Consider the following 23,302-nt stretch of genomic DNA (forward strand, 5'->3'; position numbering starts at 1 on the left):
GGGCCTTTGCTACGAGGTGAGGTCCAGGACCACTTTGCCGGTGGCCCTGCGCTCGGCGACGTCGGTCAGAGCGCTCGCGACCTCGCCGAGGGTGTGAACGCGGGAGACCAGCGGCCGCATCCCGTCCCGGACCATCGCGGCGAGGGCGCGGTCGGCGGCGGCCACGGCATCCGGGGCGTACTGCCGCACCGTACGGATCTCGAAGCCCCGCACCACCAGGTCCTTCAGCAGCACCAGGTTCAGCGGGATGCGCGGGATCTTCCCGTCCGCGTATCCGACCGTGACGAACCGGCCGCCTCGGCGCAGCGCCCGCAGGGCGGCCTCCGCGTGGTCGCCGCCGACCGGGTCGATCACGAGGTGGGCACCCTCGCCGCCGGTCAACTCCCGTGTGCGGAGCTTGAGATCCTCGTGGACGTAGTCGACACCGGCCTCGGCCCCGAGCTTGCGGGCGACCGTCAGCCGCTCCTGGCTCGACGCGGCGGCGACCACCCGCATACCGAGCCGCGACGCGATGTCGACCGCGGCCGAACCGACCCCGCCCGCCGCACCGAGCACCGCCACCCACTCCCCCGCGCTGCCCCGTCCGACGGTGACGAGGGAGTGGTAGGCGGTGGCGTACGTGACGTGGAACGCGGCGGCGTGCACCATGTCGAGTCCCTCGGGCACCTGGCGCAGGCTCGCGACGGGCACCACGACCTGTTCGGCGAAGGCGCCTGTGAGCACCGCCCCTGCGACGGGTGAGCCGACCGGCGGGCCGGACACGCCAGGCCCCAACTCCGCTACCACACCGGCGAATTCACTGCCCGGCGTGAAGGGCAGCGGCGCGGACACCTGGTAGCGGTCCGCCACGATCAGTACGTCCGGGAAGTTCACCGCGGCCGCGTGCACCCGGACCAGTACCTCGCCCGGGCCGGGCCGGAGGTCGTCGAGTTCGACGACCGAGAGGTCGCCGGGCGGCCCGTACTCCGTGCAGTGTGCGGCTCTCATCGCGTCCCTTCCACGGCCGTCGGCATCGCCGGGTCACGGGGCAGGCCCAGCACCTGCTCGGCGATCGTGTTGCGCTGGATCTCGGCGGTGCCCGCGCCGATCGACGAGGCCCGGGTGCGCAGGAACCCCCATACCCAGCGCCCGCGTTGGACGGCATGCGGGTCGCGTCGGCCGAGGATTCCGTACGGTCCCAGCAGGTCGACCGCGAACTCGTGCAGCTCCTGCTCGAAGGCCACGATGAACAGTCGTGACGTCGAAGAGGCGGGCCCTGGTTCGCCCTTGGCCATGATGTCGGCGATGGTCCGCATGCCGGTGAGCCGCATGACACGCACCCGGATCTCGAAGTCCGCGAGCCGGTCGCGGACGATCGGGTCGGCCGTCGCGCCGCGCTCGTGGGCGAGTTCGATCAACTCGTCCAACACCCGCCGGTACAGGGCCGCTTGGTTCATCGCCCCGGCCGCCCGCTCATGCCCGAGGCTCGTCCGCACCAGCGGCCAGCCGCCGTTCTCCTCGCCGATGCGGTGGGTGACCGGTACGCGGACGTCGTCGAAGAAGATCTCGCAGAAGTGCGCGTCGCCGGTCAGGTCACGCAGTGGCCGTACGGTCACCCCGGGAGCGTGGGCGTCGATCAGGAGGTAACTGATGCCGTCCTGGCGGGAGTCGGGCGGTCCGGTGCGGACGAGGGTGAAGACGATGTCGGCGATGTCGGCCGAACTGTTCCACACCTTCTGCCCGTTGACGACGTACTCCGCGCCCTCGCGCCGTGCCGTCGTGCGCAGCGCGGGGAGGTCCGACCCCGCCTCCGGTTCGGAGTAGCCCTGGGCCCACACCATGTCGCCGCGCAGCATGGGGCGCAGGTGGTGCTCCTTCTGCTCGGGCGTGCCGTACTTGATGAGGGTGGGGGCGGCGATGCCCAGTCCGGTGCCCAGGGGGCCCGGGACGCGAGCGCGGGCGTACTCCTCCTGGTAGATGACCTGGCGGACGAAGGACAGGTCCATGCCGCCGTGCGCGCGCGGCCAACTCGGGCCTGCGTAACCGGCGTCGTACAGCGCGGCCAGCCATTTCTTCTGCCAGGCGACCCGCTCGGCGGGGTCCTTGGGGCGGCGGCCGGGGTGCCGCTCCGTCAGGAAGACCCGCAGGCGGGCACGGAACTGTTCGTCGGTCTCGTCGTCCACCGTCGTCGTCATCGCGGGGCCATGCGGATGGCGCCGTCGAGGCGGACGGTCTGGCCGTTGAGGTAGGGGTTCTCCAGCATCTCCACGGCGAGGCGGGCGAAGTCGTCCGGGTCGCCGAGTCGTTTGGGGTGCGGCACGGAGGCGGCGAGGCCGTCGCGGATGTCGGCGCGGAGGCGGCCGAGCATCGGGGTGTCCATGATGCCGGGGGCGATGGTGTTCACGCGGATCTGCCAGCTGGCCAGGTCGCGGGCGGCGACGAGGGTGATGCCGTGGACGCCTGCCTTGGCGGCGGTGTAGGAGGTCTGCCCGATCTGGCCGTCGAACGCGGCGACCGACGCGGTGAGCACCACGGCTCCGCGGTCGCCGTCGACGACCTCGTTGCCGGCGAGGCGGGCGGCGGCGAGGCGCAGCACGTTGTAGCTGCCGATCAGGTTGACGCGTACGACCTCGGCGAAGGTGTCGAGTTCGCCGGGCTTGCGGTCCCGGTCGATGATCCTGGTGCGGTCGCCGCCGCGTCCGGCGCAGTGCACGACGGCACGCAGGGTGCCGAGTTGTTCCGCGGCGTCGAGGGCGGCGGCCACCGCGGGCTCGTCGGTGACGTCGGTGCGGACGAAGCGTGCGGCCTCGCCGAGGTCGGCGACGGCCTTGACGCCCTGTTCCTCGGAGATGTCGGCGAGGACGACACGTCCCCCGCGTTCGATGATGCGCCGCGCGGTGGCCAGGCCGAGCCCGGAGGCGCCGCCGGTCACGAGTGCAGCTGAACCGTCGATGTTCACACCCAACTCCTCATGGTCTACACGGTCTAAAGGCCCAGGGACTTGCTGATGATGAGCTTCATGACCTCGCTGGTGCCGCCGTAGATGCGGGTCGCGCGGGCGTCGGCGTACAGGCGGGCGATCGGGGATTCGAGGATGTAGCCGTAGCCACCGTGCAGTTGGAGACAGCGGTCGACCACGCGCCCCTGTGTCTCGGTGCAGACCAGCTTGGTCCGTGCCGCGTCCACGGGGTCCAGTTCGCCCGCGACGAGCGCGCTGATCGCCGCGTCGAGCAGGGCTTGCGAGGCCGTCACCTCGGCGTCCAGGGCGGCGAGTTCGAACTTCGTGTTCTGGAACTGGGCCAGTGGTCTCCCGAACACGGTCCGGTCGCGGACGTACGCGACGGTCAGGTCGATCGCGGTACGGGCCTGGGCGACCGCGCCGACCGCGATGGCGAGGCGTTCCTGGGCGAGGTTGCGGCCCAGGAGGGTGAAGGCGGCGCCCTCCTCGCCGAGGAGGTTGGCGGCGGGCACGCGGACATCGTCGAAGGCGAGTTCCACGGTGTCCTGGACGGCCAGGCCGATCTTCTCCAGCTTGCGCCCGACAGCGAAGCCGGGCATCCCCTTCTCCACCACGAGGAGGGAGAGACCGGCGCGCCGGTTGTCTTGGTCGACCGCGGTACGGGCGACCACGATCACCAGGTCGGCGTGGTGGCCGCCGGTGATGAAGGTCTTGGCGCCGTTGAGCAGGAAGTGGTCGCCGTCGCGGACCGCCCGGGTGGTGACGCCGGCGAGGTCGGAGCCGGTGGCGGGCTCGCTCATCGCGATCGCGGTGTACAGCTCACCGGAGGCCAACCCCGGGAGCCATCGCGCCCGTTGCTCGGCATCGGCCAGGCCCGTGAAGTACGGGACGACGATGTCGAGATGGGTACGGAGGCCGCCGAGGGTGACGCAGGCGCGGGCGCACTCCTCCTGGATCACCGCGTTGTAGCGGTAGTCGTCCTGGCCGCCCCCGCCATACTCCTCCGGGATGGCCGTGCCGATGATGCCGAGCTTGCCCAGTGCGGTGAACAGGTCGCGGGGGACGAGTCCGGCTCGCCGCCAGTCCTCGTACGACGGGACGACCTCGCGGGCGATGAAGTCACGGACCAGCAGACGAAAGTCCTCGTGGGTCTCTTCGAACAGGGTCCGGCGCATCGGATCTCCTTCGGCTCGGCCTATTCAGTATACCTAATTAGTCTCGCCGGACACAGCTCGGTACAGCAGAACGCCCCCGTGAACCCGAAGGCCGCACAGGGGCGTTGCCGGTCGAGCGTCAGGAAATCAGTGCCACCAAGGGATGAGCGCGTCCAGGTGGCGGCGCATCCGATGCCGGGCCACCCCGGCGTCGCCCTCGACGATGGCGTCGAGGATCCGCTGGTGGACGTGCTGCACTTCGTCCGCCGCCGTGTCGCCGGGCAGCGGCCGGTCGTGGCCGGAGGCGTGGCGGCGGAACAGCTCGGTGATGATCGACAGGAACAGCGCGAGCACCGGATTGCCGGAGAGCGCGGCCAGTTCGGTGTGGAAGAGGTCGGCCTTGCGCGGGTCGTCGGCGGGGCCCTCCGTGCTCCAGCGCACAGCCCTGCCGAGCCGTTCAGTCACCTCTTTGTCGCCCTGCGCGACTCGGGCCGTGACCCGGGCGACGATGCCGAGTTCGATGGCGTTGCGGACGATCCGCAGGTCGTCGGCCGTGACGCCCTGATACTCCAGGAACAGCGCCATGGTGTCGATGCTGGCCTGCGGCTCGGGTTCGGTGACGATCAGCCCGCCGCCGGGACCGCGGCGCATCCTGGCGACCGAGTGGTACTCCAACAGCCGTACGGCTTCCCGCAGTACGGCCCGGCTGATCGAGTAGCGGGCGAGCAGGTCCGCCTCCGAGCCCAGCACCATGCCGGTCTGCCAGCCGCGCGCGGCGATGTCGTCGTGGATGCGGGCCGCGACCACTTCGGCGAGCTTGGCCCGCGGGCCCTCGACCAGTTCGGGCTCGACGACATTGCCCGCGATCCGCTGCCCGCGCCGCACCCGGTGCTTCTCGATCCAGCCGGCCACCGACTCCAGATGCGCGGTCAGCTCGGTCTGGGCGCGGGCCCCGTCGTCGGCGATCACCGCGTCGACGACGGCTTTGTGCGCGCGGTGCGAGGTGTCCTTCGCCGCGTGCATCTCGGACTTGGAGATACGGCGGGAGGTGTGCGCGTAGCGGGCGGTGAGCCGGGTGAGCACGTCGACGAACAGGTGCAGCACCGGGTTCCCGGACAACTGGCCGAGCACGGGGTGGAGGGGGTCCTGCGAGTGGACGCCCGGTTCGTCCCAGTGGTCGAGTTCGGCGTCGAGTGTGGTCCGGAGGGTGTCGATGCCCTCCTCGGTGATGCGGTCGGCGGCCAGTCCGGCGGCGATCGGCTCCAGCAGGAGGCGGGCCTGGAGGAGGTCCGTGACGCTCGTGCCGACGTATTCGAGGTAGATCACCATGGCGCGGGTGGCCGGTCCGGCGTCCGGTGCGCTGACGATCAGGCCGCCGTTCGGGCCGCGCCGCATCCGGGCCACCTGGTGGTGCTCGACCAGCCGTACCGCCTCGCGCAGCACCGCCCGGCTCACCCCGAGCCGCTCCCGCAGATCCACCTCGGACCCCAACGACTCCCCCACCGGCCAGCCCTGACGGATGACGGTCGCCTCGATACGGCGGGCGGTCTGTGCGGCCAGTTTGCCGACCGGGACACCGGTCTCGCCGTCGGCGGGCTCGCGGTCGACGGCAGTCGCCATGGCCAACTCCTCTGGGGCGGATATTGCGGATCCCCAGTCTATTGGTCACCCGGGCCGGAGACGCGCGGTTCGGGCACCTGGAACCAAGATAAGGCCACTTTTTCGACCGTACGACCCTAGCAACCGGGTGAACGGCATGGTTAGAGTAACCTCATTTCGCAGCACGGCATGAGAACAGGGAGCCGACAGCGATGCGCCTGGAGTCCACGCCCGAGCTCGAAGCGTTCCGGAGGAAGGTGCGCGCCTTCGTCGCGGAGCACGCTCCGGGCACCAAGACCCGTGCCGGGGTGCGCGCACCGGAGCCGGAGCTGATGCCGGCGATCCGGGAGTGGAGCGCCAAGCTGTTCGAGGCGGGTTTCCTCGGGATCGGCTGGCCGGCCGAGTACGGCGGCCGGCCCGACGCCCATCCGCTGGAGCCCTCCGTCGTGGCCGAGGAGATCGCCCGCGCCCGTACCTGGCAGCCGATCGGCGCCGCCTCGCTGGCCTCGGCCGCGCTGCTGGAGTTCGGCACCGAGGACCAGCGGGCGCGTTTCCTGCCCCGCATCCGCTCCTGCCAGGACGTGTGGTGCCAGCTGTTCAGCGAGCCCGAGGCGGGCAGCGACCTGGCGGCGCTCCGGACGCGGGCGGCCCTGGAGGGCGAGGGCGACGACGCGGTCTTCGTCGTGGACGGCCAGAAGGTGTGGACGACCAACGGCCAGCACGCCGACATGGGCTATCTGCTCGCGCGCACCGACCGCGAGGCCCCGAAGCACAAGGGCATCACGGCGTTCGCCCTCGACCTGCGCAGCCCGGGCGTCGGCATCCGGCCGTTGCGGGAGATCACCGGGACGACCGACTTCAACGAGGTATTCCTGGACGGGGTCCGCATCCCTGCCGCGAACGTGATCGGCCGCGTGAACGACGGCTGGCGAGTGGCCATGAGCAGCCTCGGCCACGAGCGTTCCGGCGTGGCCGCGCGCGGAGTCGAACTGGTCGCCACGCTCGACGACCTGGTGCGCCTCGCCTCTCGCACGACGGTGGACGGCGGGCCCGCGCTCGACGACTCCGCGACCCGGCAGGCGATCGGCGAACTGGCCGCGCGGGTCCAGGTGAACGCCGCGCTGATCGGCCTCGCCCAGTCACGGATGCTGCACGGCACGGAACAGCCCGCCGACGCCCTCCTCGGCAAGATCTTCTTCAGTGAGCTGAACCACGACATGGTCGACTTCGGCCTGGGCCTCCAGGGCACGGACGGGCTGCTGGTCGAGGGGGACGAGGATGCCGTGGCGGAGGGCTGGTGGCAGGACGCGCATCTGTACTCGCGGGCGTACACGATCGCGGGCGGAGCGAACGAGGTGCTGCGGACGCAGGTCGCCGAGCGGGGGCTGGGTATGCCGCGAGAGCCCCGCTGACCTGCGCCGCCCTCAAATGGACCGTTCGGTCGATATAAATACCATGGACAGCGGGACAGGTCGCCGAAGGATTGATTGTACCGATCGGTCGACGTATCGTTCAGTGAGGTACGGGCCGACGAGAGGACACCAGAACGATGACCGAGAACGTGGCCGGAACCGACGTCGCCGAAGAGCTGCCGGAGTACCCGTCGCCCCGATCGGACCAGTGCCCGTTCGCGCCGCCGCCGGGGCTGCTCAAGCTGCACGACACGGGTAAGGCCCTGGTCCGGGCGAAGACGTGGGACGGCACGACCCCGTGGGTCGTCACGACCCACGCGGCCCAGCGGCAGCTGCTGACCGATCCCCGGCTGAGCGCGAACATCGGGGCGCCCGGATACCCGCACACGACCGAGGCGATGAAGGCCCACGCGGCCCATATCCAGCCGTCGATCAACAACACCGACGGCGCCGAACACACGCGCTGGCGGCGGATGCTCACCAGTTCGTTCACCCGGCACCGGATGGAGAAGATCCGCCCGGAGATCCAGCGGATCACCGACGACCTCATCGACAGGATGCTGGCGGGTCCCAACCCGACCGAGCTGAACGAGGCGCTGTCGCTCCCGCTGCCGTCGCTGATGATCTGCGCGCTTCTCGGGGTGCCGTACGAGGACCACGACTTCTTCCAGGAACACGCGGGTGTGACCAACGCGCGCTTCAAGACGCCGGAGCGGGCGGCGGAGAGCACGGCGGCCGTGCGCCGCTACATCGCCGGGCTCATCGAGGCCAAGATGGACAACCCCGGCGAGGACGTCCTCTCCGACCTCGGCGCACGTATCAAGGCGGGCGAGCTGTCCATGGAGGAGGCCGCGCCCCTGGGGCACATCCTGCTGGTCGCCGGGCACGACACCAGCGCCAACATGATCACGCTGGGCACCGCGCTGCTCCTGGAGAACCCGGACCAACTCGCGGGCCTGCGCGAGCACTCGGACGATCCGAAGTACGTGACGAGCACGGTCGAGGAACTGCTGCGCTACCTCACCATCCCGCACCTGCTGGCACGCCGGGCCGTGCTGGACGACATCGAGATCGACGGCGAGACCATCCGCGCGGGCGAAGGCGTCATCGCGTCACTGCCCGCCGCCAACTGGGACCCCCAGGCGTTCCCCGACCCTGAGAAGCTCGACCTCACCCGCACCGCGTCCCACCACCACGCGTTCGGCTGGGGCCCGCACCAGTGCGTGGGCCAGCAGCTCGCGCGCATCGAACTCCACGTCGTCTTCAGCACGTTGTTCCGCCGAATCCCGACGCTCCGACTCGCCGTGGATGTCTCGGAGTTGAAGTTCAAGGAGGACTCCCAGGCCTACGGCATCTACGAGTTGCCCGTCTCCTGGTGAGCTGTCACGGAAGCAGCTCGATGATCGTGGCGTTGGCCGTGCCGCCCCCCTCGCACATCGTCTGGAGTCCGTAGCGCAGGTTCCGTTGGCGCATCCGGGCGAGCAGGCGGGTCATCAGGATGGCGCCTGAGCCGCCGAGCGGATGGCCGACCGCGATAGCCCCGCCCAGCGGGTTGAGGCGATCGGGGTCGGCGCCGGTCTCGGCCAGCCATGCCAACGGGACCGGTGCGAACGCCTCGTTGACCTCGAACGCTCCGATGTCCTCGATGCACAGGCCGGACCTGCGCAACACCTTCTCGGTCGCGGGGATCGGGCCCGTCAGCATCATGATCGGGTCCGCGCCGCTCACCGCGCCCGAGTGGTAGCGGGCGATCGGCTTGAGGCCCAACTCCCTTGCCCGTTCCGGAGTTGTGATCAGCAGGGCGGCGGCGCCGTCGGAGATCTGGGAGGCGTTCCCGGCGTGGATCACGCCGTCGTCCTTGAACGACGGCTTGAGCTTGGCGAGGGTCTCGACCGAGGTGCCCCGCCGCAGGCCCTCGTCGACGGTGAACTTGGTGCCGTCGACCTCGATGGGCACGATGTGGTCGTCGAAGATCCCCGAGTCGATCGCCGCGGCGGCCTTGGCGTGCGACGCGGCCGCGAACTCGTCGAGGCGGGTGCGGCTGAGGCCCCACCGTTCCGAGATCAGCTCGGCACCGACGCCCTGGCTGAACTGGAACCCGTCGTAGCGGGCCAGGACGGCGGGGCCGTACGGCTGGCCGGTGGTCCGGTGCGAGCCGAGCGGGACCCTGCTCATGGTCTCCACGCCGCCCGCGACCACGAGGTCGTACTGCCCGGCCATGACGGCGTGGGCGGCGGAGTCGACGGCCTGTTGGCTGGACCCGCAGGCCCGGTTGATGGTCACGCCGGGCACATGCTCGGGCCAGCCCGCGGCCAGCGCGGCGAACCGGGCGATGTTGCTCGACTGGTCGCCGATCTGGGTCACGCATCCCCACATCACGTCGTCCACGGTGCCGGGGTCCACACCGGTGCGTTCCACCAGCGCGGTGAGCACGTGCGCCGACAGGTCGGCCGCGTGCACGGCGGCGAGGGAGCCGTTGCGCTTGCCGATGGGCGTGCGGACGGCGTCGACGATGACGGCCTCGGGCATGGAAGGGTCCTCTCGATCGCTGGGAATCAGTGCGGGAACTGGACGGCGGCGCCGCTGTCGACGAGTTCGTCGACGCCGGCGATCTCCCAGTCCCGGAACACGGCGCGGGTGTCGGCGCCTACGGGTGGTGCGGCCGGGCCGGGGCTCGACGGTGTCGCCGAGAAGCGGGGTGCCGCGGCGGGCTGGACGACGCCTTCCCGGGCGAACAGGCTGCCGCGCGCGGCTACTTGGGGGTGTGCCGCGGCCTCGGTGAGGCCGAGGACGGGGGCGACGCAGGCGTCGGTGCCCTCGAACAGGGCCGCCCATTCGTCGCGGGTGTGCTCCGCGAAGCGTTCCGCCAGGCGGCGGCGCAGCTCCGGCCAGGTCGCGCGGTCGTGCTGGAGGCCGGGATCGACGTCGAGCTTCAGCAGGTCGATCAGGCACCGGTAGAACTTGGCCTCCAGGGCGCCGACCGCCACATGCCGGCCGTCCTTGGTCTCGTAGACGGCGTAGAACGGCCAGCCGCCGTCGAGTTGGTTGATGCCCCGCTCGTCGGTCCACGCCCCGCGCCCGAGTTTGCCGAAGGTGCTCGCGAGGAGGTGCGCGGTGCCGTCGACGATGGCCGCGTCGACGACCTGGCCGACTCCCGTGCTCCCTACGGCGTGCAGGGCGGCCAGCACGCCGATCACGAGGTAGCAGCCGCCGCCCCCGAAGTCGCCGACGAGGTTGAGCGGTATCTGCGGGGGTCCGCCGGTGTCTCCGATCGCGCCGAGTGCGCCGGTGAGGGCGATGTAGGTGAGGTCGTGTCCGGCGGCCGCGGCGAGGGGTCCGGTCTGGCCCCAGCCGGTCATCCGGCCGTAGACCAGCCGGGGGTTGCGGGCGAGGCACTCGTGCGGTCCGATGCCCAGGCGTTCGGTGACGCCCGGGCGGAAGCCCTCGATCAACACATCGGCGCGCGCGGCGAGTTGGAGCAGGGTGGCGGGTCCGGCCGGGTGTTTCAGGTCGAGTACGACCGAACGCTTCCCACGGTTGAGTACGTCCGCGGGGCCGCCCGCGTCGGGTTCGTGCGCCCGCTCGGGCCGGTCCACCCGGACGACCTCCGCGCCGAGATCGGCGAGCAGCATGCCCGCGAACGGGCCCGGTCCGATGCCGCCCAACTCGACCACTCGGCAGCCGGACAGCGGTCCTGCGGTCACAACACCCTCCCTGACAGCTTCAGTTGAGGAGACTTGTTCGGCTGCGACGCTGTCAGCGTCCCTTCCAGACCGGCGGCCGTTTCTCGGCGAATGCCGCGGCCCCTTCCCGCGCGTCCTCGGACGAGAACACCGGCGAGGCGATCTCGGCCTGCCGGATCCAGCCCTCCTCCAGCGTCCACTCGGTGGCGGCCCGCGCGATCTGCTTGGTCGCGGCGACGGCGAGGGGGCCGTTCGCCGCGATGGTCGTGGCGAGTTCCAGCGCGCCGGCGAGCGCGCCGCCCTCGTCGGTGAGCCGGTTGACCAGTCCGACCTCGGCCGCGCGTTCGGCGGTGATGGGCTCGCCGGTCAGCAGCAGCTCCAACGCGATCGCGTAGGGGATGCGGCGCGGCAGGTGCAGTGCCGCGCCCGCCCGGGCGACCAGGGACCGCGTCACCTCCGGTACCCCGACCCGCGCCGTGCGGGACGCGACGACGAGATCGCAGGCGAGCAGCAGCTCGAAGCCGCCGGCCAGTGCCCAGCCCTCGACCGCGGCGACCAGTGGCTTGCGGGGCGGGGTGACGGTGATCCCGCACAGCCCGCGGCCCTCGATCGCGGGACTCTCCCCGCGCAGCCACGCCTTGAGGTCCATCCCCGCCGAGAACGTGCCCCCTGCTCCCGTGAGCACACCGACCCGCAGCTCGTCCGTCTCGTCCAGCTCGTCCACCGCGGCGGCGACTCCGGCGGCCACGCCGGCGTCGAGCGCGTTCTTCTTCGCGGGACGGTTGATCGTGATGACCTGGACCGCACCACGGCGCTCCACCAGCACCTCGTCCGACATCCTGCCTCCTGATGCTCGTTCTCGATTACCGATCACTTGACCGCGAACCGCTCCAGTTCGTGGGCGACCATGCCGTCCAGGTCCGGGGCGGGCGGCACGGGCAGCTCCACGGCCCGCTCCCTGGTCGGCAGGAGCACAACTGCCCTGCCGGGTGTGGTGACTTCGCCGCGCTGGTTCTCGCAGCGCACCTCGATGTGCACCTCGCCCCGCCCGTCCACCAGCTGTTTGCCGACGACCGTGCCGCGCACCCAGGTGGTGTCACCGAGGTAGTTGAACTTGCGGTGTTCGCAGCGGAGTTTCCACAGCCAGCCGTCGTCGCCGATCCAGTCGGTGAGGAGATGGCAGAGCCAGGTCTCGCGCATGCCGCCGTAGTCGTAGGAGTTGGGCAGGCCCAGTTCCCGGGCGCGTTCGGGTTCCCAGTGCAGGCGTTGGACGGTGTCCGGGACGCCCAGCCGGTTGGGCGGGTAGAGCCCGGGAGCTTTGCGTCGCACGGCCGCGGCGATCCCGAACGCCCCGGGCGGGGTGAGCTGCATGCCCCAGCCGAGGTGCCAGACGACCACGTCCGTGGTGGTCAGCGGCCCCTTCACCCGGGGTTGCAGTTCCTCGCCGACCTCGACGTCCTCCCAGTGACGGGGTTCGGCGCCCCGCCTGCTCTCGGCCGCGTACGCCGCGTCGATCTCGGCGAGTCGCTCGGGCGGGTACGGCTGCTGTTCGAGCGCCTCCTTGGCCCGCTTCTTCGACGTGTGCCGTTCGGCGTTGATCCAGGTGCCGCGCCGCAGGGCGTGCATCTCGCCGCGGCCGTTGGCGTAGAGGTAGTCGCGGACGACGTGTGCGGTACGCCCGCCGAAGGTGCTCTGCTTGAGCTGGACCCCGACCTGGGTCTGCAACACCCGGCAGCGGTCGGCCAGTTGAAGCGGCCGCCACCACTCGAACTCCATCACCGCCTGGTAGGAGCCGAGCCCCGCGAAGGGGTCCCCCTTGAGCAGGGCCCTGGTCTCCGGGTCCGGGGCCGGGGCCGCGTCCTCTCCCATCGTGTAGAGGAAGGTCGGCGGTGCGACGAGGGAGCCCCAGCGGGTCTTCGCCGCGTACTCGGGGTCGCAGTAGAGCGGGTTGGCGTCGCCGTAGCCGTAGGCGAAGTGGCGCGAACCGTCCCAGGTCACCTCGTAGTTGTGCGGTGGATTGCGTTGCGGCTGGGGTACGCCCAGGCGGCGCCGGGAGCGTTCGACCGCCTCGTCCGTCAGCACGCCGAACCGCTCGGCCGCCTTCTCCTCGGTATCACTCACCGCTCAACCTCCTTGCTGGACAACGCGGTTCCTCCTTGGGACGGTCAGGCTTCGCTGTGCTCGGCGAGCCGGGCCCGTACGAGGTCGAGCAGTTCGACGCGGCTCACCTTGCTGGACGGGGTGCGGGGCAGTGCGTCGAGGACGACGATGTGGGCGGGCACCTCGTACGGGGTGAGGTGGGTGCGGCACAGGGCGGTGAGTTCGGCCGCGTCCGGTGCGGTCCGCCCCGGCTCCGACTCGACGGCCGCGACCGGCACTTCACCGAGCCGCGGGTCGGGCAGTCCGGCAACTGCCGCCTCGCGCACGGCCGGGTGGGTCTCCAGGACGCTTTTGACCGTCTCCGGCCGGACTTTGAAGCCGCCGCGGATGATGGCGTCGTCGGCACGGCCCTCGATCCACACGAACCGGTCGGCGTCGATCCGGGCCAGGTCGCTGGTCCGCACCCAGGTCCGGCCGCCGTGGGTGCTCTGCTCGGTGCGGACTTCGAGCCGTCCGCTCCGGCCGACCGGCAGCTCGGTGCCGTCCTCGCCGGTCACCCTCAACTCGACGCCGGCGAAGGCGCGTCCGGCGCTGCCGGCCTTGCGCTGCCACCAGCGGTCGTGCAAGGGCAGGGTCCAGCCGGCGACGGCTCCGGCGAACTCGGTCGCACCGTAGGTCATCAGGACGGGGATGCCGTACGTCCGGAAGAAGGCGTCGGCGAGTTCCGGCGGGCAGGGGGCCGTGCCGGAGGTGACCACCTGGAGGGTGGCGAGGCGTTCCTTCGGTACGTGTGCGTCGAGTACGGCGCGTATCGCGGCCGGGACCAGGCTCGCCGCCCGCAGTCGGTGGCGTTCCACCGCGCTCACCCAGGGTTCGACGGCGAACCTCGGCATCAGGAGCATGCGGCGTCCGGTGGCGAGGCAGGCCAGGGCCCGCCACAGGCCGCCGATGTGGACGAGCGGTGTGGCCACGAGGGACGCCGATTCCGACAGGAGCCGGTCGTCCTTCCGTGTCTGGCCGCCGGAGACGAGCGCCTGGTCGAGTTGGCCGATACGCAGGTGGACACGTTTCGGGGGGCCGGTGGTGCCGGAGGTGAGCATCTCCACGGCGATGCCCGGGCCGGTCGGCGCCTCGGCGGGTGCCGTGCCGCCCACGGGTCGTAGAGACCCGTCTGTGTCCAGCTCAAGGGCCGCACCGTGTGCGGTCACGGCGTCCAACACACCGTCGCGGGCAAGGACTTCGGCTCCGGACACGACGACGGGTGGGGTGCAGCGGGCGATGTCCGCGGCCAGCCGGGCTGCGGGCTGGAGCGGGCTGAGCATGACCAGACAGCGCCCGGAGGCGATCACGGCGGCGACTGCGGCGATGTGTTCGGGCCGGTTCTCCAGGACGACCCCGACGCGGGCGCCGGTGTGCAGGCCCATCCCGTCGAGTGCCTCGCGGAGCCCCGTCGCGGTCCGCTGGACCTGCCCCCAGGTCCACCAGCTCCGGTCGTACTCGATCGCCTCGGCAGCTGCGGGCGCTTCCGCCAGCAGGCGGGACAGCCGGTCGCGAATTCCCACGTGATCAGCCTTTCGACAGGACGTCGGTCTCAGATTCCGACCAGGTCGGCCAACCGGGTCCGGTGCGTGGCCGGCCCTCCGAACAACTGCTCCGACGACTTGGCGCGTTTGAGATGGAGGTGCGCGTCGTGCTCCCACGTGTAGCCGATGCCTCCGTGGATCTGGATGTTCTCCTTGGCCGCGCGGGTGAAGGCGTCCGCGCAGCAGGCCGCGGCGAGCGCCGCGGACACCGGCAGTTCGGACGAGCCCTCGGCGGCCACGGCCGCCGCGTGGTAGGCCGCCGACCGGGCGGCCTCGACCTGGACGAGCAGGTCCGCGCACTTGTGCTTGACGGCCTGGAAGGAGCCGATGGGGCGCCCGAACTGCACGCGGACCTTCGCGTACGCCACGGCCGCGTCGAGACAGGCCTGCGCTCCGCCGACCTGTTCCGCGGCGAGCGCCACGGCCACGAGGTCGAGCACGGTACGCAGATACGTCGAGGCGTCGCCGTCCGGGCCGACCCGCTGCGCGGGCGCGCCGTCGAGGTCGACGCGCGCCAGCCGCCGGGTCGGATCCAGGGTCTCCAGCCGGGTCCGGGTCACGCCGGGAGCGTCACCGTCGACGGCGAAGAGCCCAAGTCCCGTACCGGTACGGGCCACCACGAGGATCAGGTCGGCGGTGTGGCCGTCGACGACGAACATCTTGGTGCCGGACACCGTCCCGTGGGCGGCCGACGCCTCGGTGTCCGCCAACTCCCAGGATCCGCCCGACTCGGCGAGCGCCAGTGTGGCCGTCAGGGAGCCGTCGGCGATCGCGGGCAGCCACCGCGCCTTCGCCGCCTCGTCGCCGGAGGCCGCCAGGGCCTGGCCGGCGAGAGCGACGGTCGCGAAGTACGGGGAGGGCAGCAGCACCCGCCCGGCCTCCTCCAGTACGATCCCCAACTCGACGGGCCCGCCGCCGAATCCGCCGTACGCCTCCGGCAAAGCCACTCCGTGCAGGCCGAGTTGGTCGGCCATCTGCCGCCACAGCCGGGGATCGTGGCCCTCGTCGGAGTCCATCGCGCGGCGTACGGCAGCGCTCGGCGCCTTGTCCGCGAGGAAGCGCCGTAGCGTCGTACGGAGTTCTTCCTGCTCCTCGGTGAACGTCAGTGCCACGTCGGCGCCTTGGAGCGAAGGTAGACGTCGAAGTCCGGCATGCGGGTGCGGTCGACGATCTCGATGCGGACGCCGTGCGGGTCGAGGTGGTAGGCGAAGATCGACATGGAGCCGTCGACCACCGCGCACGCCTCCAGCGGGAAGCCCGCCTCCTCCAGCCGTTTGGACGTCGTCGGCAGGTCGTCACAGAAGTAGCCGAGGTGATGGGTGGTCAGATGCCCCGACGGGGTCCACGGCGTGCCCGGGATCTCCTGCACGAGTTCGAGGTGCGGGGAGTCCAGCGAGTACGCGAAGCGCAGCGGGAGCACGCGCTCGCCGTCGGCCAGGCGTACGGTGAGGTCGTAGGCCTGGGTCTCGGTCCAGCGGTGACCCGCGATCCGGGTGAACCAGGCCTTCCCCGCCTCGACGTCCGGGACCACAATTCCCGTGTGGTAGAGGTCTGTTGGGTTGAGTGGTGAGGTCATGGCGTCGCTCACCACTCCAGCCGGAGCTGCTTGATGCCGTACATGTTGCCGTGCTGTTCGAGGTCCTGGCCGGGGGTGATCCCGTAGTCGGGGATGCGCCGGTGCCATTCCTCGACGGCCACGTTGAGTTCGAGGCGGGCGAGGTGGGAGCCGAGGCAGCGGTGCGGGCCGGAGCCGAACGCGATGTGGTTGCTTGCCTTGCGCCGCAGATCCACTTCGAGGGGCCGGTCGAAGCGCTCGGGGTCGCGGTTGCTGACCGCGAGCGGAAGCATCACCATCTCCCCCGCCCTGACCGGGCAGCCGCCGATCTCGACGTCCTGTGTCGCCTTGCGGGCGGGGACGACGAACGAGTAGACGCGGAGGATCTCCTCGACCGCCGTCGGGATCAGCGACGGGTCGTCGACGATCGCCCTGCGCTGTTCCGGATGCGTGGCGAAGTGGTAGAGGGCCCAGCCGATGGAGATCGGGACCGTGTCGAAGCCGGCCTGGAACAGCAGGATGCAGAACGCGTGCATGTCCCGGTCGCTGATCGGTTCGTCGTCGATCGTCCAGGTCATGGCGCGGGACAGCAGGTCGTCGCGGGGTGCCTCGCGGCGCAGCGCGATCTGCTGCTCGAAGTAGTCCGACACGGCGTTCATCGCGCTCAACTGCCGCTCGCCGTGCGGGTCTTCACCGTGGGACAGGTGCAGCAGGTCGTGGATCCAGTCGAGGAACTGCGGGAGGTCCTCCTCGGGCAGTCCCATCAGACGCATGAAGATCAGGGTCGGGAAGCGGCGGGCGAACGTGTCGAGGACGTCGGCGGAGCCGCTGTCCTTCAGTCCGTCGATCAGACCGGAGGCGACCTCCCGGATCTCCGGTTCACGGGCGGCGACGGTCTTGGGCGAGAAGGCGCTGCCCAACAGGCGCCGCCACGCGGTGTGTTGGGGCGGGTCCAGCATTTCCGGGATCCACAGGAACCTGGGGTCGGGATCGAGCGCCGTCACGGACTGGTTGGAGAAGGTCCGCCAGTCCTGCAACGCCTCCTGCACCGCCGCGCCTTCGGTCACGACCCAGTACCCGCGCGCGATGGTGCTCCGGAATCCGGAGTGGGTGCGGGCGATCTCGTCCCAGCGTTCCTGATGGCTCAGGACCGGGCCGCCGAGCCGGTTGTCGAAGTGGTACGCCGGAACGCCCTGGTGGGTCCCGTCGGGTTCGAGTGTCGCGCTCATCACGGCTCCTCTCGTACGGTGTTCGGGATACGCACGGCGGCCGGATCTCTTACGGCGGTCAGGTCACCCACGCCGGTCATGTCGCCGCGCCGTCGATCTTCAGCGCGATCAGCTCCTCGTCGGAGAGACCGAGCGAGCGCAGCACCTCGTCGGTGTGCTCCGCGAACTGCGGCGCCCGCGTGATGTCGGCCGGGGTCTCGTCGAACTGGACGGGGTTGGCGACGAGTTCGCGGTCCACGCCGTCCGCGTCGACGACCGGGGCGATGAGTCCGTTGGCGCGCAGTGAGGGGTCCTGGCCGACCTCCCAGGCGTTCTGCACGGCCGACCACTGGCCCTCCCCGCGGGAGAGGATCCCGACCCACTCCGCGAAGGGGCGGGACGCGATGAGGTCGGCGACGATGTCGGCCGCCTCCGCCGCGTTGGCCATCAACTTCTCTGTGCTGTCGAAGCGTTCGTCGCCGGCGAGTTCCCCGCGGCCGGCGTGTTTGCAGAACTCGGCCCAGTAGCGGCCGGGTTGGAGCATCGACAGTTCGATCCAGCGTCCGTCCGAGGTCAGGTACGCCCCGATGAGCGGGTTGGTGCGCGATCCGTGCCGGGGCTGGATGTTCACCGGCAGCGGTCCGCCGTTCATCAGCGCCATGTTGACCGTGAACTGGGTCGCCCAGGCGCCGACTCCGAGCAACGACACGTCGACCACGGACGGTTCGCCGGTCGTCGCGCGGGAGTAGAGGGCGGCGGCGATGCCGCCTGCGATCGTCATGCCGCCCATCGAGTCGCCGTAGGCACCGGCGGGCATCCGGACCATCCGGTCCGCGCCCGCCGGTGTGACACCGGCGGCGCTGCCGCCGCGCGCCCAGAAGGCGGTGCTGTCGTAGCCGCCCTTGGTGGCCTCGTCGCCTCGCGGGCCGAAGCCGCTGCCGCGTACGTAGATGATGTCCGGGTTGATCGCCCGGATGTCCTCGACGTCGATGCGCAGTTTCGTGCGCGCCTCGGGGAGGAAGTTGGTGAGGAACACGTCGCTGCGGCGGACCAGTTCCTCGAACGCCCTGCGGGCGGACGGTTTCTCCAGGGCGAGGCCGACGCTGCGTTTGCCCCGGTTGGGTCCCTCCACGATCGGGAAGAACGAGGATCCCTTGCTGCCGGCGTCGTAACCGAGGACCCGGACCAACCCCCTCTGTCCATCGCCGCGTTCGGCGTGCTCGATCTTGATCACATCGGCGCCCCAGTCCGCGAGCACGGCGCCCGCCGCCGGGACGAAGGTGAACTGGGCTACTTCGAGAACGCGAACGCCCTCCATCGGCCTGCGCATCGACCAACTCCTCATACTCAATCTGCCGTCACGCGCTCCGAGTATGGACCGAACCTCGCTAAAAAGTATACTGTTTTGCCGTCACCGACCGACCCGCACCTTCCGGAGGGCCGATGCTGGACTTCTCGATCGAACCCGAGTTCCAGGCCAAGCTGGACTGGGCGGCGGCCTTCGTACGGGAGGAGGTCGAACCGCTCGACCTGCTGTTCCCGCACGGCGGCGACCCGTACGACACGTGCAACGAGAAGGCGCGCGCGATCCTGCGCCCGCTCCAGGACCAGGTCCGCGCGCAGGGTCTGTGGGCCTGCCATCTCGGCGCCGAACTCGGCGGCGCGGGCTACGGCCAGGTGAAGCTCGCGTACCTCAACGAGATCCTCGGCCGCTCCTACTGGGCCCCGACGGTCTTCGGCACCGCCGCCCCGGACACCGGCAACGCCGAGATCCTGGCCATGTTCGGCACCGACGAGCAGAAGGCGCGCTATCTGCGGCCCCTGCTCGACGGGGACATCGTCTCCACCTTCTCGATGACGGAACCGCAGGCGGGGGCCGATCCGAAGGAGTTCGCGTGCCGGGCCCGGCGCGAGGGGGACCAGTGGGTGATAGACGGGGAGAAGTGGTTCTCCTCCAACGCCCGGTACGCGGCCTTCCTCATCGTCATGGCCGTCACCGACCCGGAGGCCGCGCCGCACGCCCGGATGTCGATGTTCGTCGTCCCGGCCGAGACACCCGGCATCGAGATCAAGCGCAACGTCGGCACGATGGACGAACGCGACTCCCTCGACGAGGGCATCCACGCCTACATCCGCTACGACCGGGTGCGGGTCCCGCTCGACGCCATGCTCGGCGGCCCCGGCGAGGGCTTCAAGGTCGCGCAGGCCCGGCTGGGCGGGGGCCGTGTGCACCACGCGATGCGCACCGTCGGCAAGTGCGCCCGCGCCTTCGACATGATGTGCGAGCGTGCGCTGTCCCGCCGTACTCAGGGCACTCTTCTCGCCGAGAAGCAGGCCGTGCAGCAGTTCATCGCGGACTCCTGGGTGGAGTTGCAGCAGTTCCGGCTGCTGGTGCTGCACACGGCCTGGATCATCGACACCCAGCCGCACGGCGCCGCCCGCACCCAGATCGCGATGTGCAAGGTCCAGACGGCGAAGGTGCTGCACGACATCATCCAGCGCGCCCTGCACCTGCACGGTTCGCTCGGCACCACCAACGAACTCCCGTTGGCGAAATGGTGGATGGCCGCACCGAACCTGGCCCTCGCCGACGGCCCCACCGAGGTCCACCACACCACGATCGCCAAGCAGTTGCTGAAGAACCGCCGGCCGGCCGAGGGACTGTTCCCCAGCGAGCACGTCCCGCCCAGGCTGGAGGCCGCCCGCAAGCGGTACGCGCACATCCTCGACGACGAGAGCCTCTCCGGCCGGGTGGACTCATGAGCGACGGGCGCGACACCGAGTCCCTTGCTCCGGCCGACCTGTTCGACCTGTCCGGAAAGGTCGCGCTCGTCACGGGCGGCAGCCGCGGCCTGGGTCTCGCGATGGTGCGCGCCTTCGCCGGCGCGGGCGCCGACGTCGTGATCGCCAGCCGCAAGCTCGACGCGTGCGAGACGGCGGCGGCCGAGGTCCGCGACCTGGGCCGGCGTGCCCTGCCGGTCGCCGCCCACGTCGGCCACTGGGACGACCTCGGCCGGCTCGCCGACGCGGCCTACGCGGAGTTCGGCAAGGTCGACGTCCTCGTCAACAACGCCGGCATGTCGCCGCTCGCCCCTTCCTCCGCCGACACGAGCGAGGAGCTCTTCGACAAGGTGATCGGCGTCAACTTCAAGGGACCGTTCCGGCTCGCGTCACTGATCGGGCAGCGGATGGCCGACGCGGGCGGCGGCTCGATCATCAACGTCTCCTCCTCCGGCGCCCTGATGCCCCAGCCACGCTTCGGCCCGTACGCCGGAGCCAAGGCCGCCCTCAACGCCCTCGCCACGGTCTTCGCCCTGGAGTACGGCCCGGCCGTACGGGTCAACACGATCTCGGCCGGGCCGTTCCTCACGGACATCTCCAAGGCCTGGGCGGAGGAGAAACGGCAGACGACGCGCAGCGCGATCGGGCGTCCCGGGCAGCCGGCGGAGATCGTCGGTACCGCGCTGTATCTGGCGAGCGACGCGTCCAGCTACACGACGGGGGCGCTGATACGGGTCGACGGCGGGCTGTACTAGCCCAGCAACTCCAGCGCCTCGTCGAGCAGTTCGGGCAGCGCGGGCAGCATCCGCCGGTGCATGGTGTTCAACTGCCCGGTCTTCCTGCCCCGCTTGATCAACAGCGCGGTCGCGGCCGACTCCTTGTACTTGGTGAGTGCCTCGAACCACGGCAGGTCCCGAAGTGGCTCGCCTCGCGACTGCTCGTAGACGTCGACCAGTTCGGCCCTGCCGGGCATGCCGGTGGGCTCGTCCGACAGAGAGGCGGGGTGGCGGGCCTCGTCGGTGAAGAAGGTCAACCAGGTCATGTCGACCCGGGGGTCGCCGCGCGACCAGATCTCCCAGTCGATGACCGACGTGACCGAGCCGTCCGCGCACAACGTGTTGCCGAGCCGGTAGTCGCCATGGGTGAACACCGGCGACATCGCGGCGGGCACGGTCGCGTGCAACCGCTCCGCGACCACCTCATGGCCGGTGCGCAGGTCGTCGGAGACTGTGCCGAACGCCCGCGTCCAACGGTCGATCTCCCCGGTGAGCGTCACCACCGGCTCCGCCGCGAGCGCCGTACGCGCCGGATCCACCCGGTGCAGAGCTGCCAGCATGCGCGCCGCGTCCAGGGCACGCCCCCGCACTTCCCCCGGACTCAGCGTGCCGCGCGGCACCAGCACCGGCTCGACGCACTCCCCCGGCACCAGTTCCATGGCCACGAAGGGCTGGATCTCCGGGGGCGCGCCCGCGTCGCAGAACAGCACCTTCGGTACCCGTACGCCCGGCTGTCGGGCCAGGGCCGCCATGAGCCGCGCCTGGCGCAGCACGTCCCGGTTGCGGACCGGGGCCAGGCCGGGCGGCGCCACCTTGAGGACGACGCGTTCGTAGCCCGCCGGGACACCCGCCAGGGCCGCGACGTACGTCAGGCTCGACGTCCCGCCGGTGAGCGGTTCGACGCCGTCCACCGTGGCGCCGGGTATCCAGCCGCCGACCACGGCGGCCGCACGATCCGTCAACTCCCGTATCAGTGCAGGGCTGTTGGTGGCGACGCTCATGGCTGCCCCTTCGTCCCGTTCTCGGGTGCGGTCAGTGCAGCCACGATGTCGCGGCGCACCAGCTTGCCGGTGACCGTGCGCGGGAGTTCGGTCCAGTACGTGATGCGGTCCGGGGTCTTCGAACCGCGCAGCGTGCCGCGTACGGCCGCACGCAGCGCCCCCGCGTCGGCCTTCGCGCCGTCGCGCGCGACCACGACGGCCTCGATGCGCTGACCCCACTCCTCGTCGGGGACACCGACGACGACGGCGTCGAGCACGTCCGGGTGCCGTAGCAGAACGTCCTCTATCTCGGCGGGCGCGATGTTCTCCGCGCCGCGGATGATCGTGTCGTCGGCTCTGCCCTCGATGTGGACGTAGCCGTCCGTGTCGAGGTGGCCCCGGTCGCGGGTGTGGAAGAAACCCCGCTCGTCGACCGCGGAGCCCTGCCCCGCGTACTCCCCCGAGACCTGCTCGCCGCGCACCCAGATCTGCCCGGTCTCTCCCGCGCCCAGCAACTCCCCGGTCACGTCGCGGACTTGGATCTCGATCCCCGGCACGGGCAGTCCGGCCGAGCCGAGCCGGGCCCGTACGGCGGGATCCTCGCTCGCGACCGCCGCCCGGTGTTCGGCCGGGCCCAGCACCGAGACGGTGGACGAAGTCTCCGTCAGGCCATAGGCGTTGACGAAGTCCACCCGCGGCCAGGTGCGCAGTGCCGTCTCGATCACCCGCACCGGCATCCTGGCGCCACCGTAGGCCAGCGAACGCATGGAGGGCACCGAACGGTCCAGCCCCGCCGCGTCCATGATCCGGGCGAGCATGGTCGGCACGACCATCGCGTGGGTGATCCGCTGCTCCCTGACGAGGGCGAGCCAGCCCTCCGGGCTGAAGTGGTCGAGGGTGAGGGTGCGCCGGCCGGCGTAGAGGTTCGTCAGCACATTGGAGACAGCGGCTATGTGGTACGGCGGCACACTCATCAGCGCCGCCTCGGCCGGGTCCGCCGCGGCGAACTCCACCGTGCCGAGCACGTACGACACGAGGTTGTGGTGACGCAGGACCACTCCCTTCGGGGTCGAGGTGGTCCCGCTGGTGTAGATCAGTACGGCGGGAGCGTCGGACAGCCGCGGCTCGACGTCGCCATCGGTGTTCGCGGCTGCCTCCGTGAGCCATTCGGCCGGGCTGCGGACCGTCAGTCCGGCCCGGCGTGGTGCCACCTCCTGGTCGGGAGCGGCGACGGCCAGAGCGCGCGGGTGGTTCGCGAGGAGGGCATCCAACTGCTCTTCGCCCAGGCGGTAGTTGACCGGGACCAGTGGAACCCCGGCGAGGGCCGCCGCGAACTGGGCGACGGCGAAGGCCGGACCGTTCGTCGCCAGGTACACGATCGCGTCAGCCTCGGCGGCGCGGACCGCCCGCGCCCCGCCGGCGGACAGTTCGCGCAGCCGGACGGGGGTGAGCCCGTCCTGTGCGCGGCCGATCACGACCCGGTCGCCGAAGCCCTCGGCGGCCATGTCCAGGATCATCGAGACGTTCATCGGC

Annotated in this window: 20 protein-coding genes; 4 read left to right on the forward strand and 16 right to left on the reverse strand. The window is 70.9% G+C overall.

The window, feature by feature from the left end; all coding sequences use genetic code 11:
* Positions 1 to 9 precede the first annotated feature (9 nt).
* From OG714_RS04665 to OG714_RS04685, 5 genes are all read right to left on the reverse strand, one after another.
* Positions 10 to 987, reverse strand: coding sequence for an NADPH:quinone oxidoreductase family protein (locus tag OG714_RS04665; protein WP_406118703.1), 978 nt, complete (start codon positions 985 to 987; stop codon positions 10 to 12).
* Positions 984 to 2,174: an acyl-CoA dehydrogenase family protein gene (locus OG714_RS04670; RefSeq protein WP_406118704.1), complete on the reverse strand. Its 1,191-nt coding sequence runs from the start codon at positions 2,172 to 2,174 to the stop codon at positions 984 to 986. Before OG714_RS04670 ends, OG714_RS04665 begins: the two co-directional genes overlap by 4 nt.
* Positions 2,171 to 2,938 (reverse strand): SDR family NAD(P)-dependent oxidoreductase, encoded by a 768-nt coding sequence (locus OG714_RS04675; RefSeq protein ID WP_406118705.1) that lies wholly within the window; start codon positions 2,936 to 2,938, stop codon positions 2,171 to 2,173. Before OG714_RS04675 ends, OG714_RS04670 begins: the two co-directional genes overlap by 4 nt.
* Positions 2,939 to 2,964: 26 nt before the next feature.
* Positions 2,965 to 4,113: an acyl-CoA dehydrogenase family protein gene (locus OG714_RS04680; RefSeq protein WP_406118707.1), complete on the reverse strand. Its 1,149-nt coding sequence runs from the start codon at positions 4,111 to 4,113 to the stop codon at positions 2,965 to 2,967.
* Between the two features lie 126 nt (positions 4,114 to 4,239).
* Positions 4,240 to 5,712, reverse strand: coding sequence for a FadR/GntR family transcriptional regulator (locus OG714_RS04685; protein ID WP_406118708.1), 1,473 nt, complete (start codon positions 5,710 to 5,712; stop codon positions 4,240 to 4,242).
* Between the two features lie 191 nt (positions 5,713 to 5,903).
* On the opposite strand from OG714_RS04685, the gene OG714_RS04690 reads away from it, so the two are divergent.
* On the forward strand, positions 5,904 to 7,103 hold the full coding sequence (locus tag OG714_RS04690) for an acyl-CoA dehydrogenase family protein (protein ID WP_406118709.1): 1,200 nt from the start codon (positions 5,904 to 5,906) through the stop codon (positions 7,101 to 7,103).
* A gap of 137 nt (positions 7,104 to 7,240) precedes the next feature.
* Positions 7,241 to 8,482, forward strand: coding sequence for a cytochrome P450 (locus OG714_RS04695; protein ID WP_406118710.1), 1,242 nt, complete (start codon positions 7,241 to 7,243; stop codon positions 8,480 to 8,482).
* A 4-nt stretch (positions 8,483 to 8,486) separates the two neighbouring features.
* Here OG714_RS04695 and OG714_RS04700 read toward each other — a convergent pair whose 3' ends face one another.
* The 9 genes from OG714_RS04700 to OG714_RS04740 all read right to left on the reverse strand — a co-directional run bounded on the left by OG714_RS04700 (position 8,487) and on the right by OG714_RS04740 (position 18,562).
* On the reverse strand, positions 8,487 to 9,632 hold the full coding sequence (locus tag OG714_RS04700) for a thiolase family protein (RefSeq protein WP_406118711.1): 1,146 nt from the start codon (positions 9,630 to 9,632) through the stop codon (positions 8,487 to 8,489).
* A gap of 26 nt (positions 9,633 to 9,658) precedes the next feature.
* A complete protein-coding gene (locus tag OG714_RS04705) occupies positions 9,659 to 10,807 on the reverse strand; it encodes a CaiB/BaiF CoA transferase family protein (RefSeq protein WP_406118712.1) in 1,149 nt (382 codons plus the stop codon).
* 52 nt (positions 10,808 to 10,859) lie between these two features.
* Positions 10,860 to 11,624: a crotonase/enoyl-CoA hydratase family protein gene (locus tag OG714_RS04710; RefSeq protein WP_406118713.1), complete on the reverse strand. Its 765-nt coding sequence runs from the start codon at positions 11,622 to 11,624 to the stop codon at positions 10,860 to 10,862.
* 32 nt (positions 11,625 to 11,656) lie between these two features.
* On the reverse strand, positions 11,657 to 12,907 hold the full coding sequence (locus OG714_RS04715) for a MaoC family dehydratase N-terminal domain-containing protein (RefSeq protein ID WP_406118714.1): 1,251 nt from the start codon (positions 12,905 to 12,907) through the stop codon (positions 11,657 to 11,659).
* 44 nt (positions 12,908 to 12,951) lie between these two features.
* A complete protein-coding gene (locus OG714_RS04720) occupies positions 12,952 to 14,448 on the reverse strand; it encodes a class I adenylate-forming enzyme family protein (RefSeq protein WP_406118715.1) in 1,497 nt (498 codons plus the stop codon).
* Positions 14,449 to 14,477: 29 nt separating this feature from the next.
* Positions 14,478 to 15,581 carry an acyl-CoA dehydrogenase family protein gene (locus OG714_RS04725; protein WP_406118717.1) on the reverse strand — a complete coding sequence of 368 codons (1,104 nt, stop codon included), beginning with the start codon at positions 15,579 to 15,581 and terminating at the stop codon, positions 14,478 to 14,480.
* Complete coding sequence (locus tag OG714_RS04730) at positions 15,572 to 16,045, reverse strand: VOC family protein (RefSeq protein ID WP_406118718.1); 474 nt, start codon at positions 16,043 to 16,045, stop codon at positions 15,572 to 15,574. Before OG714_RS04730 ends, OG714_RS04725 begins: the two co-directional genes overlap by 10 nt.
* An 8-nt stretch (positions 16,046 to 16,053) precedes the next feature.
* The gene (locus OG714_RS04735; RefSeq protein ID WP_406118719.1) at positions 16,054 to 17,253 is read right to left on the reverse strand and encodes a cytochrome P450; all 1,200 of its coding nucleotides are present in this window, start codon (positions 17,251 to 17,253) and stop codon (positions 16,054 to 16,056) included.
* Positions 17,254 to 17,329: 76 nt separating this feature from the next.
* Positions 17,330 to 18,562 (reverse strand): CaiB/BaiF CoA transferase family protein, encoded by a 1,233-nt coding sequence (locus tag OG714_RS04740; protein WP_406118721.1) that lies wholly within the window; start codon positions 18,560 to 18,562, stop codon positions 17,330 to 17,332.
* Between the two features lie 113 nt (positions 18,563 to 18,675).
* On the opposite strand from OG714_RS04740, the gene OG714_RS04745 reads away from it, so the two are divergent.
* Positions 18,676 to 19,995: an acyl-CoA dehydrogenase family protein gene (locus OG714_RS04745; RefSeq protein ID WP_406118722.1), complete on the forward strand. Its 1,320-nt coding sequence runs from the start codon at positions 18,676 to 18,678 to the stop codon at positions 19,993 to 19,995.
* Positions 19,992 to 20,768 (forward strand): SDR family NAD(P)-dependent oxidoreductase, encoded by a 777-nt coding sequence (locus OG714_RS04750; RefSeq protein ID WP_406118723.1) that lies wholly within the window; start codon positions 19,992 to 19,994, stop codon positions 20,766 to 20,768. The genes OG714_RS04745 and OG714_RS04750 overlap by 4 nt, the downstream gene beginning before the upstream one ends.
* Here the strand turns inward: OG714_RS04750 and OG714_RS04755 are convergent.
* Complete coding sequence (locus OG714_RS04755; protein ID WP_406118724.1) at positions 20,765 to 21,790, reverse strand: phosphotransferase family protein; 1,026 nt, start codon at positions 21,788 to 21,790, stop codon at positions 20,765 to 20,767. The genes OG714_RS04750 and OG714_RS04755 overlap by 4 nt on opposite strands.
* Positions 21,787 to 23,298: a class I adenylate-forming enzyme family protein gene (locus tag OG714_RS04760; protein WP_406118726.1), complete on the reverse strand. Its 1,512-nt coding sequence runs from the start codon at positions 23,296 to 23,298 to the stop codon at positions 21,787 to 21,789. The genes OG714_RS04755 and OG714_RS04760 overlap by 4 nt, the downstream gene beginning before the upstream one ends.
* Positions 23,299 to 23,302 lie beyond the last annotated feature (4 nt).

It is taken from the genome of Streptomyces sp. NBC_00989 (assembly GCF_045162655.1).
GTDB lineage: Bacteria > Actinomycetota > Actinomycetes > Streptomycetales > Streptomycetaceae > Streptomyces.

Excerpts from the sequence above, each read along its gene's own strand:
- OG714_RS04695 (WP_406118710.1), top strand. The coding sequence starts at position 7,241 with ATGACCGAGAACGTGGCCGGAACCGACGTCGCCGAAGAGCTGCCGGAG.
- OG714_RS04670 (WP_406118704.1), bottom strand. The coding sequence starts at position 2,174 with ATGACGACGACGGTGGACGACGAGACCGACGAACAGTTCCGTGCCCGC.
- OG714_RS04700 (WP_406118711.1), bottom strand. The coding sequence starts at position 9,632 with ATGCCCGAGGCCGTCATCGTCGACGCCGTCCGCACGCCCATCGGCAAG.
- OG714_RS04680 (WP_406118707.1), bottom strand. The coding sequence starts at position 4,113 with ATGCGCCGGACCCTGTTCGAAGAGACCCACGAGGACTTTCGTCTGCTG.
- OG714_RS04750 (WP_406118723.1), top strand. The coding sequence starts at position 19,992 with ATGAGCGACGGGCGCGACACCGAGTCCCTTGCTCCGGCCGACCTGTTC.
- OG714_RS04735 (WP_406118719.1), bottom strand. The coding sequence starts at position 17,253 with ATGAGCGCGACACTCGAACCCGACGGGACCCACCAGGGCGTTCCGGCG.
- OG714_RS04685 (WP_406118708.1), bottom strand. The coding sequence starts at position 5,712 with ATGGCGACTGCCGTCGACCGCGAGCCCGCCGACGGCGAGACCGGTGTC.
- OG714_RS04740 (WP_406118721.1), bottom strand. The coding sequence starts at position 18,562 with ATGCGCAGGCCGATGGAGGGCGTTCGCGTTCTCGAAGTAGCCCAGTTC.
- OG714_RS04755 (WP_406118724.1), bottom strand. The coding sequence starts at position 21,790 with ATGAGCGTCGCCACCAACAGCCCTGCACTGATACGGGAGTTGACGGAT.
- OG714_RS04745 (WP_406118722.1), top strand. The coding sequence starts at position 18,676 with ATGCTGGACTTCTCGATCGAACCCGAGTTCCAGGCCAAGCTGGACTGG.
- OG714_RS04690 (WP_406118709.1), top strand. The coding sequence starts at position 5,904 with ATGCGCCTGGAGTCCACGCCCGAGCTCGAAGCGTTCCGGAGGAAGGTG.
- OG714_RS04665 (WP_406118703.1), bottom strand. The coding sequence starts at position 987 with ATGAGAGCCGCACACTGCACGGAGTACGGGCCGCCCGGCGACCTCTCG.
- OG714_RS04760 (WP_406118726.1), bottom strand. The coding sequence starts at position 23,298 with ATGAACGTCTCGATGATCCTGGACATGGCCGCCGAGGGCTTCGGCGAC.
- OG714_RS04710 (WP_406118713.1), bottom strand. The coding sequence starts at position 11,624 with ATGTCGGACGAGGTGCTGGTGGAGCGCCGTGGTGCGGTCCAGGTCATC.
- OG714_RS04730 (WP_406118718.1), bottom strand. The coding sequence starts at position 16,045 with ATGACCTCACCACTCAACCCAACAGACCTCTACCACACGGGAATTGTG.